10 protein-coding genes are annotated in these 13082 nt (G+C 63.5%); 8 read left to right on the top strand and 2 right to left on the bottom strand.

The window, feature by feature from the left end:
* Positions 1-71: 71 nt before the first annotated feature.
* From ACZ0AJ_RS04510 to ACZ0AJ_RS04480, 7 genes are all read left to right on the top strand, one after another.
* Positions 72-2399 (top strand): FdhF/YdeP family oxidoreductase, encoded by a 2328-nt coding sequence (locus ACZ0AJ_RS04510; protein ID WP_499452916.1) that lies wholly within the window; start codon positions 72-74, stop codon positions 2397-2399.
* On the top strand, positions 2396-3253 hold the full coding sequence (gene fdhD / locus ACZ0AJ_RS04505) for a formate dehydrogenase accessory sulfurtransferase FdhD (RefSeq protein ID WP_499454020.1): 858 nt from the start codon (positions 2396-2398) through the stop codon (positions 3251-3253). The genes ACZ0AJ_RS04510 and fdhD overlap by 4 nt, the downstream gene beginning before the upstream one ends.
* Before the next feature lie 144 nt (positions 3254-3397).
* On the top strand, positions 3398-5761 hold the full coding sequence (locus tag ACZ0AJ_RS04500) for an EAL domain-containing protein (protein ID WP_499454018.1): 2364 nt from the start codon (positions 3398-3400) through the stop codon (positions 5759-5761).
* A 206-nt stretch (positions 5762-5967) separates the two neighbouring features.
* On the top strand, positions 5968-7251 hold the full coding sequence (locus ACZ0AJ_RS04495; RefSeq protein ID WP_499456721.1) for a sensor histidine kinase: 1284 nt from the start codon (positions 5968-5970) through the stop codon (positions 7249-7251).
* A 100-nt stretch (positions 7252-7351) separates the two neighbouring features.
* Positions 7352-8113: a LytR/AlgR family response regulator transcription factor gene (locus tag ACZ0AJ_RS04490; RefSeq protein WP_499452914.1), complete on the top strand. Its 762-nt coding sequence runs from the start codon at positions 7352-7354 to the stop codon at positions 8111-8113.
* Positions 8114-8230: 117 nt separating this feature from the next.
* Positions 8231-9337, top strand: a complete 1107-nt coding sequence (locus tag ACZ0AJ_RS04485) for a PAS domain-containing sensor histidine kinase (protein WP_499452913.1) — start codon at positions 8231-8233, stop codon at positions 9335-9337.
* Between the two features lie 152 nt (positions 9338-9489).
* A complete protein-coding gene (locus ACZ0AJ_RS04480) occupies positions 9490-10530 on the top strand; it encodes a porin (RefSeq protein WP_499452912.1) in 1041 nt (346 codons plus the stop codon).
* A 113-nt stretch (positions 10531-10643) separates the two neighbouring features.
* On the opposite strand, the gene ACZ0AJ_RS04475 is transcribed toward ACZ0AJ_RS04480, so the two are convergent.
* Positions 10644-11612 (bottom strand): IS1595 family transposase, encoded by a 969-nt coding sequence (locus tag ACZ0AJ_RS04475; RefSeq protein WP_499452911.1) that lies wholly within the window; start codon positions 11610-11612, stop codon positions 10644-10646.
* Between the two features lie 414 nt (positions 11613-12026).
* On the opposite strand from ACZ0AJ_RS04475, the gene ACZ0AJ_RS04470 reads away from it, so the two are divergent.
* Positions 12027-12449, top strand: coding sequence for a hypothetical protein (locus ACZ0AJ_RS04470; RefSeq protein ID WP_499452910.1), 423 nt, complete (start codon positions 12027-12029; stop codon positions 12447-12449).
* 123 nt (positions 12450-12572) lie between these two features.
* On the opposite strand, the gene ACZ0AJ_RS04465 is transcribed toward ACZ0AJ_RS04470, so the two are convergent.
* The gene (locus tag ACZ0AJ_RS04465; protein WP_499452909.1) at positions 12573-13010 is read right to left on the bottom strand and encodes a PACE efflux transporter; all 438 of its coding nucleotides are present in this window, start codon (positions 13008-13010) and stop codon (positions 12573-12575) included.
* Positions 13011-13082: the final 72 nt, after the last annotated feature.

Here is a 13082-nt window from a genome sequence, read left to right as displayed (position 1 = left end):
AATGTGCGCAGGCGCACCGAAGCCGTCTTGCATGAACGTTACGGTAATCACTCCATCAGCGGGAGTGAGCAATGAGCGAAGAGAAGAAGCAGGTCCGTATTACCAAGGCGACGATGCCGGCCGGTGGCTGGGGTTCCGTTGGCGACGTCAGCACGATCCTGACCGACCAGAACGTCGTCGTCAAAGACACGGGCTTGCTGCTCAAGCAAAACAAGACCGATGGCTTCGCCTGCGTCAGCTGCGCCTGGGCCAAGCCGGCCAATCCGCACCCGTTCGAATTCTGTTCCAGCGGCGCCAAGGCCACCGCATGGGAGACCACGAGCAAGTCCATCGGCGCCGACTTTTTCCAGCGCCACACGCTGACCGAGCTCGAAGCCTGGAGCGATCATCAACTGGAAGACCACGGCCGCCTGACCACACCGCTGCGCTACGACGCCGCCAGCGATAAATACCTGCCGGTCGACTGGGACGTGGCCTTCAACGAGATCGGCGCCGCGCTGCGCGGCTTCGATCCGAAGCAGGTCGTGTTCTACGCATCGGGCCGCGCCTCGCTGGAAACGTCCTACATGTACCAGCTGCTGGCGCGCATGTACGGCAACAACAACCTGCCGGACAGCTCGAACATGTGCCACGAAAGCACGTCGGTCGGCTTGCAAAAGACGATCGGCATTGCCGTGGGCACGGTCCAGCTGAGCGACTTCGAGGACACCGATTGCATCCTGTTCTTCGGCCAGAACGTGGGCGTGAACAGCCCGCGCATGCTGCACCAGCTGCAAGAAGCGCGCAAGCGCGACGTGCCGATCATCACCTTCAACCCGCTGCGCGAGCGCGGTTTGGTGAGCTTCACCAATCCCCAGTCGCCGCTGGAAATGCTGACCAGGCAAGAGACGGCGATTTCGACGCAATACCACCAGGTCAAGCCGGGTGGCGACACGGCCGTCATCATGGGCATGTGCAAGGCGATCTTCGCGCTTGACGATGCGGCGCTGGCGGCCGGTGAACAGCGCGTGATCGACATCGCATTCATCCAGGAACACACCAACGGTTTCAGCGACTTCGAGCAGGCCGTGCGCGCCTGCTCGTGGGAAGCCATCGAGCGCGAAGCGGGCCTGTCGCAAGCGGCGCTCGAAGAGGCAGCGGGCGTGTATGCGAAATCAAGCGCCGTGCTGGGCGTGTACGGTATGGGCCTGACCCAGCACCGCAATGGCGTGCAGAACGTGACGATGCTGGTCAACCTGCTGCTCTTGCGCGGCAATATCGGCAAGCCGGGCGCCGGCATCTGCCCGGTGCGTGGCCACTCGAACGTGCAGGGCCAGCGCACGGTGGGCATCACCGAAAAACCCGAACTGGCGCCGCTCGACAAGCTCAAGGAACAATTCAACTTCGAGCCGCCACGCGATATGGGCCTGACAACGGTGGACGCCTGCGAAGCCATCATCAAGCGTGACCTGCAGGGCTTCATCGGCCTGGGCGGCAATTTCCTGCGCGCCGTGCCGGAAACGGTGCTGATGGAAGCGGCCTGGCGCGAACTGCCGCTGACCGTGCAGATCGCTACCAAGCTCAATCGTAATCACGTCATCCACGGCAAGGCGGCTTACCTGCTGCCTTGCCTGGGCCGGATCGAGATTGATCGCCAGGGTTCGGGCGACCAGTCGGTGTCGGTCGAAGACAGCACGTCGCACATGCACGGCTCGCGCGGGATGACCGAGCCAGCCGCGCCCGGGTTGCTGTCTGAACCGGCGATCGTGGCCGGCATCGCCAAGGCGACGCTGGCGCCCAACCCGAATGTCAACTGGGATGCCTGGGTGGCCGACTACCGCGTCATCCGCAAAGCGATGGGTGTGACCTTCCCCGAAATCTTCAAGGACTTGAACGAGCGCATGTGGACGCCGGGCGGCTACCGCAAGCCACTGGCCGCCGCCGAGCGCATCTGGAAAACCGAGAGCGGCAAGGCTGAATTCACGGTGCCCGAAGAGCTGCCGGGCAACCCGAACATGCCGGGCGGCCCCGACATCCTGCGCCTGTTTACGATCCGCAGCGACGGCCAGTTCAACACGACCATTTACAGCAATGACGACCGCTTCCGCGGCGTGCACGGCAGCCGCATGGTGCTGTTCATGAACGCGGCGGACATGGAACGCTATGGCCTTGGCAAGGGCGACGTCGTGGCGCTGCGTACGCATGCGGACGATGGCGTGAATCGCCGCGTCGAAGGCTTGCAGATCGTGCCCTACGATGTGCCAACGGGCTGCATCGCCGGTTATTACCCGGAATGCAATCCGCTGATTCCGCTGTGGCACCACGCAAAGGAGAGCAAGGTGCCGGCGGCAAAAGCCATCGATGTGCTGCTCGAGCGCAGCACCCGTGGGGCAACCAGCGCAGCAACGAGCATTGCATGAACGCGCGCACGTCCTTCCCCGGTGACGGCGGGCCGGACTATCCGGTCGCCAGCAGCGTGCCGGCGGCCTGCTGGCAGGCTGGCGCGAGCGAGGCGCTGGCCGAGGTACTGGCCGAGGAAGTGCCGGTAGCACTTGTCTATAACGGCATCAGTCACGCCGTCATGCTGGCTTCGCCGCAAGACCTGGAAGACTTCGCACTGGGGTTTTCACTGTCCGAACGCATCGTGCGCCAGGCGGCAGATATCCGCGACATCGCCATCGAGACGGGCCCGCACGGCATCACGCTGGCGATGGAGATTGCCCCCGGCGCCATGGCGCGCCTGAAGGAAACGCGGCGTGCACGCACCGGCAAGACCGGCTGCGGCCTGTGCGGCGTGGACAGCCTGGCCTGGTTCGAGCGCGAAACGGGCCTGATCGATGCACGCGATGGCGGCGCGCATGGCGTGACGGCGCAGTTTGCGCCCGATGCACTGCACCGCGCGATGGCCGCGATGGCGGCGCGCCAGCACCTGCACCTGGCAACCGGCGCCGTGCACGCGGCGGGCTGGGCCGATCGCGATGGCGTGCTGCGCACCGTGCGCGAAGACGTCGGCCGCCACAATGCGCTCGACAAACTGATCGGCGCGGTGGCGCACGATGGCGTACCAGCCGACAGCGGCTTCGTCGTCGTGACCAGCCGCGCCAGTTTCGAGATGGTGCAAAAGACCGCGCGCGCCGGGATCGCCGTACTGGCGGCCATTTCGGCGCCGACGGCCATGGCCGTGCGCCTGGCCGATGCGGCCGGCGTGACGCTGGCCGGCTTCGTGCGCGCCGGGCGCCACGTCGTCTACAGCCATCCGCAGCGCCTGACCTGAGCGTCTGACCTGAGCGTCTGATGCAGGGATCTGATGCACACCCGCGCACGTCTCAAGCGCGGCGCGCGACAACGATGTTGAACGGGTATAAGCTGAAAGCATGCGCGCAACCAACGCGACGCGATGCGAGAGAGGCGGCCCGACATGTCAACGTTTGCCCCTGCCGAGCAGGTCAGTTTCCTGACTGATCAAGCGGGCACCATCACCAGTTGGAACCCGGCGTGCGCCGCGCTGTTCGGCCCTGCTGCAGCCGACATCATCGGCCAGCCGGTCGCCAGCCTGCTCGACGGCGACAGCTGGGCAGTGTTGCAAAGCGCCGCCCAGAGCCAGACCACATTGGCGACAAGCGCCGGCCCCCGCCCTGCCAGCCTCCACCTCATGTTGCAGACTGGCCGCGACGGCGCCCCGCTCGGCTACAGCATCACGATTACCCCAGCCGTGATTGGCGTATCGGAAGGCGAGCGGCTCGGCGCGACACCACTGTCCGCCGTCGTTGACCTGCTGCCGGGCACCTTCTACATCATGAACCGTGAAGGCCGGGTCCTGCTGTGGAACCACAATCTCGAGCGGCTGTGCGAGATGATGCCGGACGAGATCGCCGCCGCCAACGGCATCGCCATGCTCGACCCGCGCGACCGGCCCGGCGCGCTCAGGCAGGTCGAGGCCATGTTCGACAACAACACCGAGATCGCCCTGGAAACCGACTACGTCTCGCGCAGTGGCCGCGAAACGCCCATGCTGCTGCGTGGCGCGCGCATCGATTGCAATGGCGGCCAGTACATCTTCGGCATGGGCATCGACATTTCCCGCCAGCGCGCACGCGAGCGCCAGCTGGCCTTGTACCGGCGCGCGCTCAATGCGGCGCGCAACGGCGTGATCATCGCCCACGATACGGGGCCCGACCACCTGATCGAGTACGTCAACCCGGCGTTCGAGCGCATCACCGGCTACAGCGCCGAAGAAGTCATCGGACGCGATTCGCGCTTCATGACGGCGCCTGGCCTGGACGCCGACGAGCGCAGCCGCATGCGGCGGGCGCTGCGCGAACATCGCTCGGTGCACGTCGTGCTGCGTAACCTGCGCAAGAATGGCGAGTTGTTCTGGAACGACCTGCACATTACGCCCGTGCACGACGACAATGGCAAGGTCACGCATTTTATCGGCATCATCAATGACGTCACGGCCAGCAAGCAGCGCGCCGAGCATGTCGAGGCTGACGTCAACCACGACAGCCTGACGGGCCTTGCCAGCCGTACGCTGTTGCGAGACCGGCTCGACCATGCCCTGCACCTGGCCCAGCGCCACCAGACGCTGGTGGCGGCGGTGCTGATCGACCTGGACGGTTTCAAGGCCATCAACGATACCTTCGGTCACGATGCGGGCGACGCCGTACTCAAGGTCGTGGCGCGGCGCTTGCAGGCAGCCGTGCGCGACAGCGATACGGTGGCGCGCATGGCAGGCGATGAGTTTGCGATGGTGCTGGTCGACCAGCCGACCTTGCGCTTCACGCTGCGCATGGTTGAACGGTTACGGCGCGCATTGATCATGCCGGTCTCGTTTGGCGGCAACGACATCGCCGTGGGCGCAAGCCTGGGCGTGGCGGCCTACCCGCACGATGGCGCGACGACGGCTGACCTGATCCGCGCCGCCGACATGGCGATGCACCGCGCCAAGCGCCATGGCGGCGGCGTGCACTTTCATTCCCGCGAAATGCACGACGTCAGCGCAGCGCGCACCGCACTGGCCGACAGCATGCGCAGTGCGCTCGAGGACGATCAGTTGTTCCTGTTGTTTCAGCCACGGATGGAAGCCCGCAGCGGCAAGGTGCGGGGGTTCGAGGCCCTGCTGCGCTGGCGCCATCCCGAGCATGGCGTGATGCTGCCGGCATCCTTCCTGGCCGAAGCCGAAGAGAGCGGGCAAATCGTCGAGATCGGCGGCTGGGTGCTGGACCAGGCCTGCGCCTTCGCGCGCGACCTGCGCAGCGCCGGTTACGCGGGCCTGCCGGTGGCGGTGAACGTGACGCACCGCGAATACAGCCGGCCCGATTTCATCGGCGGCATCGCCCGCCGCATGCAAGAGGCCGGGTTACCGCCCGGGAGCCTCGAAATCGAGATACCCGAAGCTGACCTGATCCGCAACCCCGGCCTGGGGCGCGACCTCTCGGTGCAACTGCGCGCGACAGGCGCGATGCTGTCGGTCGACCAGTTCGGGCAAGGCATGTCCGATCTCGCGTTCCTGCAGCAGTTATCGGTGCGCCAGGTGAAACTGTCACGCAAGGCCGTGCACGACATCGCCGACCACGGCCGCAAGGGCGCGCTCGCCCGGACCCTGATCGACATCGGCCACAACCTCGATATCACCGTGGTGGGCGAGGCGGTGGAAACCGAGGCGCAGGTCGACTTTTTGCGCAGCCACGGCTGCGACCAGATGCAGGGGCAATGGTTCAGCGCGCCGTTGTCGGCCGCCGCCGCGCGCGCTTTCCTCAAGGACCGCCAACATACCTTGTAGGGTGGACGGGTTCCCCGTCCACGCGTTCAACGAACGGCGGCGCCGCCACATCGTCAACGTGATGAGAACGCCCGCCCCGTCCATTCCCCGATTTGTGCAGGCTGTCGCAGGAAACTGGCCCTGGCGCGCCCGGCGCGTTAAAGTTGCATCATTCCAACGGCCGCCGCTTCGGGCCGATGCAACATCCTCCGACGATCGACGACGCCATGCAAGCACGCAGCACGACACAGCACCATCTGGCCGGCACCCTGTCCTGGCTCTACCGCGCCTTCGACGGCGTGGCGACCTGGGTCACCCAGCTGTCATGGTGGAAGTTTCTTCTTTTTGCCGGCCTGACGCTGACCGCTGCCGGCATCCTGCAGGAAGAACTGTTCAACGGCCCGGCCGAAGAAGAAATCGCCCGCGCCGAGCGCGAATCCGGCCGTCGCAGCGACGCCAGCATTCTGATCGACGAGAGCGGCATCCGCTTCAATCCCCGCACCCGGACCCGCGCGGCCGAGCCGGTCCCGGCAACGACACCGGAAACGCCCGAAGTCCCCGCCGTGCCGGACACACCCGATGCACCGCCGGGCCCGCCAGTGACGGCGACAGCGCCCTCCTCGACCGCTGGCGCCGTGAACATTTCGCCGAACAGTGACTCGGTCCACATCGAACTGCCGCCGCAAATCGGCGAAGAATTGTCAAACGCCATCGAGGCCGCCGTCGAAGACGCCGCCGAGCAAAAAGTGTCGCGCTATCACAAGCAGGCATCCACCTGGTTCATGAACTTCGTCGTGCTGTTGCTGCTGGCGCTGTTTGGCACCAAGGCACTGGTGGGTGGCAAGAAGCGCGCCGATGCCGAAGCCCAGGTGGCCAACGCGGCCGCCGAACGCGAGGCGATGCAGCGCCAGCTGATGGAAACCAAAATGCAGATGATGCAGGCGCAGGTCGAGCCGCACTTTTTATTCAACACGCTGGCGTCGGTCGAGCACCTGATCCGCGTCGACCCGCCACGCGCGTCGGCCATGCAGCGCAGCCTGATCCAGTATCTGCGCGCGGTGCTGCCGCAGATGCGCGACAACGCCGTCGTGACGGGCCTGGGGCGTGAGGTCGACATGGTCAATGCCTATCTGGACCTGCTCAAGATGCGGATGGAAGAACGCTTGAGCGTTAACCTGCGCGTGCCGGACGGCCTGCGCAGCGCGGCCTTCCCGCCGATGATGCTGCAATCGATGGTCGAAAATGCCATCAAGCACGGGCTGGAGTGCAAGCCCGAAGGCGGCACGCTGAACATCGTCGCCGAGGTCGTCGACAGCCGCCTGCGCGTGACCGTGGCCGACGACGGCGTGGGCTTTGGCGTGATGCCGAGCGACGGCACCGGCCTCGGCCTGCAGACGATCCGCGAACGCCTGAAGCTGCTGCATGGCGAGGCCGGCTGGCTGCACATCGGCGCCAACAGCCCGACGGGCGTGATCGCGACGATCGAAGTGCCGTACCAGTTGTCCAAGTAATCAGCTGGCGGGCAGCGGCGATCGATCGCTTGCCTGTAAATCAGTTTCATTGAATAATCATTCAATCATATTTTCATAACAACACGCTCAAGAGACCACCATGCCCACCGCAATCATTGCCGATGACGAAAGACTGATGCGCGACCAGCTGCGCATGCGCCTGCAGGACGCCTGGCCCGAACTGCAGATCGTCGGCGAAGCGAAGAATGGTGACGAGGCGGTGCAACTGGTGGGCGAACTCAAGCCTGACCTGACGTTTCTGGACATCCGCATGCCGGGCAAGACCGGCATGGAAGCGGCGCGCGACATCGGCGACACGAGCCTGGTCGTGTTCGTCACGGCCTACGACCAGTACGCGGTGGAAGCGTTCGAGCGCGGCGCCATCGACTACGTCCTCAAGCCGACCGAGCCGGACCGCTTGCGGGTGACGGTCGACCGCCTGAAGGAGCGCCTTGAGCGGCCACAGGCCAATGTGAACGACAGCGTCAGCGCCATGCTGAGCCAGCTGGCCGAAAAGATCGCCTCGCCCAAGCCGAAGCATCTGCAATGGATCCAGGCCAGCATCGGCCAGGATCTGCGCATGATTCCCGTCGAAGACATCCTGTTCTTCCGCTCCGACGAAAAATACACCAGCGTGCAGACGAGCGGCTTCGAGGCGCTGATCCGCAAGCCGGTGCGTGACCTGGCTGATGAGCTCGATCCGTCGCTGTTCTGGCAAATCCACCGCGCGACGCTGGTCAACGTCAATGCCATCGAAGGCGTGACGCGCGATATCCGTGGCCGCCACCTCGTGATGGTCAAGGGGCGGCCCGAAAAGCTCGAAGTCAGCCGCAGTTTTTTGCACCTGTTCAAGCAGATGTGACAGCGTTGCGGGGCGCGCGTGCCAGTGCGCGCCTTGTGACCTCTCAAGGCCCCGCCGGAGCGGGCGCGTAATGTAGAAGGTCCGGCCCACGCCCGTGGCCTTCTCGCCCCTGCCCGCATGAAACTCCAGCGCACGATGCACCTGCGGCGCAACCGCAGCCTCGACCAGCGCGCCGCGCGCGCCTGCGACAGCCGGCGCATCCTGCACAGCGCCAGCGACGCCATCCTGTCAGTCGGCCAGGACAGCACGATCCTGCTGGCCAACCCGGCGGCGGCGCGCATGTTCGATACGGGCGTGGCCAGCCTGCAGGGCAGCCCGCTGGCGCGCTTCATCGTCGCACCCGGCGCCGATGCCCGCACCCCGCCCGATTATTTTCCCGCCGGCCTCGGTCGCGCCGGCCGGCGCGCCACCGACTACGCCGTCACGGGCATTCGCAGCGATGGCGAACGCTTTCCCATCGAAGGGTCGATCTCGAGCGTCGAGCACGAAGGCCGGCCGATCTACACGGTGATCCTGCGCGATGTGTCCGAGCGCCACCTGGTCCAGCAGACGCTGGCGCGCTCGCACGACCAGTTGCGCCAATTGTCGTCGGCGCTGCAAAGCATCCGCGAAGAAGAGCGCACGCATATCGCGCGCGAGCTGCACGACGATCTCGGGCAACTGCTGGCCTCGCTGCGGATGGACCTGACGCTGCTGGCGCGTGTCGAGCGCTTGCCAGAGGCCAGCACACCCCTGCTCGGCGGCATGGAAACCAATCTGCTGACGGCCATCGCGGCGCTGCGCCGGATTGCCACCAACCTGCGCCCGCGCGCCCTCGACGAAGGCGGACTGTACTTCGCACTGCAGGGCTTGCGCGACGAATTTACCGAGCGTCACGGCATCGCCTGCACCCTCCTTGCCGACGAAGCCGAATTGCGGCTGGACGATGCGGCCAGCACCGCTATCTTTCGCATCGTGCAAGAGGCGCTGACCAATATCGCGCGCCATGCGGGTGCGCAGCACGTGTGCGTGACCCTGTACCGCACCAATGGCGACCTGCTGCTGACGATCCAGGACGACGGCCGCGGCATCCGTGCGCAAGATATGGGCAAGGCCGAATCGCTGGGGCTGATCGGCATGCGCGAGCGGGTCTGGGCCATGCAGGGTGACATCACGATCGGCGCCGACGAGCCACCGGGAACGCGCATCGATATCGTGCTGCCCATTGCGGGCCATGTCGTCTGACGCCCCAGAATTCGGGCGTGCCAAGCGTCCTATTGCATAAAAACAACAGTGCCAAGCTGTCATGAACTCGACACATAGTCTCGATAAGATCGCTGTCGATCTGAGTTGATTACAAACTCAACATCTTGTCGAAACCACACTGGAGAATCTTCATGAAGTATAAGTTCCTGGCCGCCGCCGTGCTGTCATCCCTGCCACTGTTCGCATCCGCCCAAACCAACGTCCAGATCTATGGCGTGATGGACGCGGCCGTCGCTCTCGAGGACACCGATGTGCCGGGTGAAGACCGTCGTACCACCATCAGCTCGGGCAACCAGTCGAGCAGCCGTCTGGGCTTCCGCGGTACCGAAGATCTCGGCAATGGCCTGAAAGCCCTGTTCAACATCGAAGCCGGCGTCGCGCTGGACACCGGTGCCACCGACACGCAAACCTTCGGCCGCCGCGCCGTGGTCGGCCTGCAAGGCAACTTCGGTACCGTGACCCTGGGCCGCGAATACTCGCCAATCGCTGCTGTCGCCGCCGCATCGGACATCAACGGTCAGGGCATGTACGGCAGCAACCTGTCGGCCTTCGGTACCAACCGTCTGACCCGTCGTCTGTCGAACTCGATCAACTACAAATCGAACGACCTGTCGGGCTTCGTCGTCAATGCCGCGTACTCGACCGCCGAAAAAACCGTCGACCCATCGGGCGACCTGCTGGGCATCGCGCTGGAATACAAGATCGGCGGCCTGTACCTGGGCGCCGGTTACCACACCATCGAGCGCCTTGCTTCGGGCGACGACAAGGAAATGGCATTCGGTGCCGGCTACAAATTCGGCGACTTCGAAATCAAGGGTAACTACCTGGAAGCCGAACTGGAAGGCACCACCGCCAGCAATGGCGTCGAGTACAAGAACGCCAACATCGGCGCATCGTACGCAATGGGCGCGAACAAGTTCTTCCTGAACTTCCAGCAGCAAAAGCTGAACAACGGCGCCAAGGGCAACACCGTGGCCGTGTCGTACACCTACACGCTGTCGAAGCGCACCAACTTCTACGGCACCTACGCCCAGCTGAGCAACAACAACCGCGCTGCGTTCGGCATCAACGCATCGTCGAACAACGTGACTCCGGTCTCGACCAACCCGGCCATCAGCGCCCTGAGCGCCGATCCATCGGTGCTGACCGTCGGTATCCGTCACGCGTTCTAAGCATGGCGCCGCACATGCTGCCAACGGCAGCGTGTGACGGTCGCTCTCAGTTCCTGCGTTCGTGGGAATTTTTAATGCCGGCGCTGCCGGCATTTTTCATGGCGCAGTCAGCGTTATCTGTTGATGACACTGATAGCAATGCAAAGCAATTGTTCTGGCAAAATGATCCGCTCTCCATCCAGCGCCCAACGCCAGCCCAGATAATTGGGCAGGTAGCGCGACGCCACACCACGAAAGCCCTGTAGCCAGGCCTTGAAGCGCTGGTGGTAGGCATTCACGTTCTGCACGTGGATGGCAAGGCTGCCCAGACGCCTTACACGCACACCCGCGCTCACATTGACCGCCTGGTGCGCGATCCTGTGCCTGCGTGCAAAGGCGCGGTAAGCAGGATGGCCGTCACTGACCAGCAAGGCCTGCCTGTCGAGCCTGGGTAGCAAGTCACGCTCGAGTTGCGCAGTTTTGAGTACACCGCGTCCAGTGACGGCGTCGATGGTGCGCCCTTCGCGGTCGCGCGCGACCAGGATGCAATCGAGTTCACCGGAAATGCCCCGTTTGGCAGCATGCCCGCCGCGGTGGCGCGGTGGCCGATCAAGCGTACGCGAACCTTTTTGTGACTCGAGCAGAAATGTTTCGTCAGCCTCGACGATGCCATTCAGGAGCGCGGGCCGGTCGAGCTTGATCCAATGCAGGAAGCGGTGTCGCCAGCGAAAGGCGGTGTTGCGGTGTACGCCGACCCGATCTGCGCCCTTGCGCACGGGGAGTGAATCGAGCAGCACCTGCGAATACGCGAGCCATTTGGCTTTGTGCCTGAGCCGCGCCAGTGGCGTGCCGCTGAGGTCGTTAAAGGTGCGGCCGCAGGAGCAGCAACGATAGCGTTGCAAGTCGTTGGCGAAACCATGCCGGTAGCAGTGCTCGTTGCCGCACCTGGGGCAGCAGCGGCCTGGCGTTCTGACCTCAGTGATGAGCGCAACCACCTGATCGAGTCCGGCTGCAGGATGCAGGGCATCCTGCACTTGCCAGCGCTGCGGCTGGCTCAGGGAAGGCAGTTTTGCGAACCAGCCCTTGAAACGTGGCGCTTTCATGGTCGACTCCTGACGCTGGGGACAGGGGTTGGACCATCGGATTACTCATCAGTTCAAAGCTAGTCTCTATTTAACGTTGACTGCGCCTTTTTCATTGTCTGGTCGTTGCCATCTGATCTGGTGCCTGCCTCGCCTTTGCGCGAGGTTACCGCTCGGCTCTCTGGATTTGATACGAATCTGAAAACGACCAGACGAATCGCGTGTCATGTCGTTTGCATCTGACTTTTTGAGCCAATAGTCAATTTAGTCAGGATCATGGTTTTACGCTTGCCGTTCAAAGCACCCGACCTAAACTCCACTCTGACTCACGACAGCCTCAGACGTGGTCAATGTTTTCCCGACGACAAGGCATCACGCCCTTTTTGCGCAAACGCCAGAACAGGCGCCTCTGCCTATATTTCATAAGGAGATATCATGCGCATTTCATCTGTTTTGCTTCCCGCAACCCTGCTTCTTCTCGCTTCAACTTCTGGCGCGCAGTCCTGGCCTTATCCACAAAGTGACACGGCGCCAGTTACGTCCGTGGTTGTCAGCGCAGCAGCAAAGCCGGTTCGGATCCACGAAGAACAAGCCCGGCAAATTGCCGGAACCTACGATCTCGCAAATGGCTGGCGCCTGAAAGTACGGCCAGGCACCCGCACGATCGAGACTAAAATCGATAAACAGCAACCAATGCGTCTTCTTGCTGTCGCCCCCTATAAATTCGTGTCGGGAGATGGCCGGGTCACCATGGAATTCAATCGTGGCGAATTCGGCGACGACATGCTCATGACCTACGCGCCAGACCCGCGCTTCGCTGATATGGTGGTGATCTCATCGGCTGTTGCGCAGCGCTAGTGAAGGACCATGACTGGCCACTGCCCAGCCAACGCCTCTCTGCGGATCAATCACAATGCGGCTTCTCAATACAGCGGGTTGCCGCGTTATTCCCAACCAGACGTTCCGGCCAATCTGCGATATTCAGCAGGGCTGCGCAGGCGCTGCCACGCTGGTAACCGGAAACAAACGGTCATAGGCAAGATTGAACAGAAAGCCGTAAACCAGATAAAACGTCACGATAGCAATATCCATCAGTAGCGCAGCCCACAGGCCAATCCCCAGATACCAGGCGATCAGCGGGATCAGCATGGCAACCAGGCCGGCTTCGAACAGAAAAGTATGCATGACCCGGATCGCCATCGTCTTTTCGACGCTGCCGCGCAGTCGCAGCATGGCGCGGTCAAATCCAACGTTGAACACGAAATTCCAGAGTGTGGCGATGGTGGCCGAGAAAATGCCGATGACGCCCATGTCCTGCACGGGCTGGTCGAACAGGACGGCAGATCCTGGGATAAAGATAGCCAGAGCTACTCCCTCGAAAAGAAGCGCGTGGCGCACGCGATCGGCGAATGTACGCATGTAAATCCTTGTTATTGTTGGTGGGGCTGACGGCAGGCAGACATCGAGCAGTACGTTCAAACGCTGGACCGG

This window comes from Telluria sp. AC161 (assembly GCF_979258535.1).
This window is presented reverse-complemented; position numbering and strand designations above follow the sequence as displayed.

Coding starts and splice junctions, on each gene's coding strand:
- ACZ0AJ_RS04495 (WP_499456721.1), top strand. CDS start 5,968: ATGCAAGCACGCAGCACGACACAGCACCATCTGGCCGGCACCCTGTCC.
- ACZ0AJ_RS04480 (WP_499452912.1), top strand. CDS start 9,490: ATGAAGTATAAGTTCCTGGCCGCCGCCGTGCTGTCATCCCTGCCACTG.
- ACZ0AJ_RS04465 (WP_499452909.1), bottom strand. CDS start 13,010: ATGCGTACATTCGCCGATCGCGTGCGCCACGCGCTTCTTTTCGAGGGA.
- ACZ0AJ_RS04500 (WP_499454018.1), top strand. CDS start 3,398: ATGTCAACGTTTGCCCCTGCCGAGCAGGTCAGTTTCCTGACTGATCAA.
- ACZ0AJ_RS04485 (WP_499452913.1), top strand. CDS start 8,231: ATGAAACTCCAGCGCACGATGCACCTGCGGCGCAACCGCAGCCTCGAC.
- ACZ0AJ_RS04490 (WP_499452914.1), top strand. CDS start 7,352: ATGCCCACCGCAATCATTGCCGATGACGAAAGACTGATGCGCGACCAG.
- ACZ0AJ_RS04475 (WP_499452911.1), bottom strand. CDS start 11,612: ATGAAAGCGCCACGTTTCAAGGGCTGGTTCGCAAAACTGCCTTCCCTG.
- ACZ0AJ_RS04510 (WP_499452916.1), top strand. CDS start 72: ATGAGCGAAGAGAAGAAGCAGGTCCGTATTACCAAGGCGACGATGCCG.
- fdhD (WP_499454020.1), top strand. CDS start 2,396: ATGAACGCGCGCACGTCCTTCCCCGGTGACGGCGGGCCGGACTATCCG.
- ACZ0AJ_RS04470 (WP_499452910.1), top strand. CDS start 12,027: ATGCGCATTTCATCTGTTTTGCTTCCCGCAACCCTGCTTCTTCTCGCT.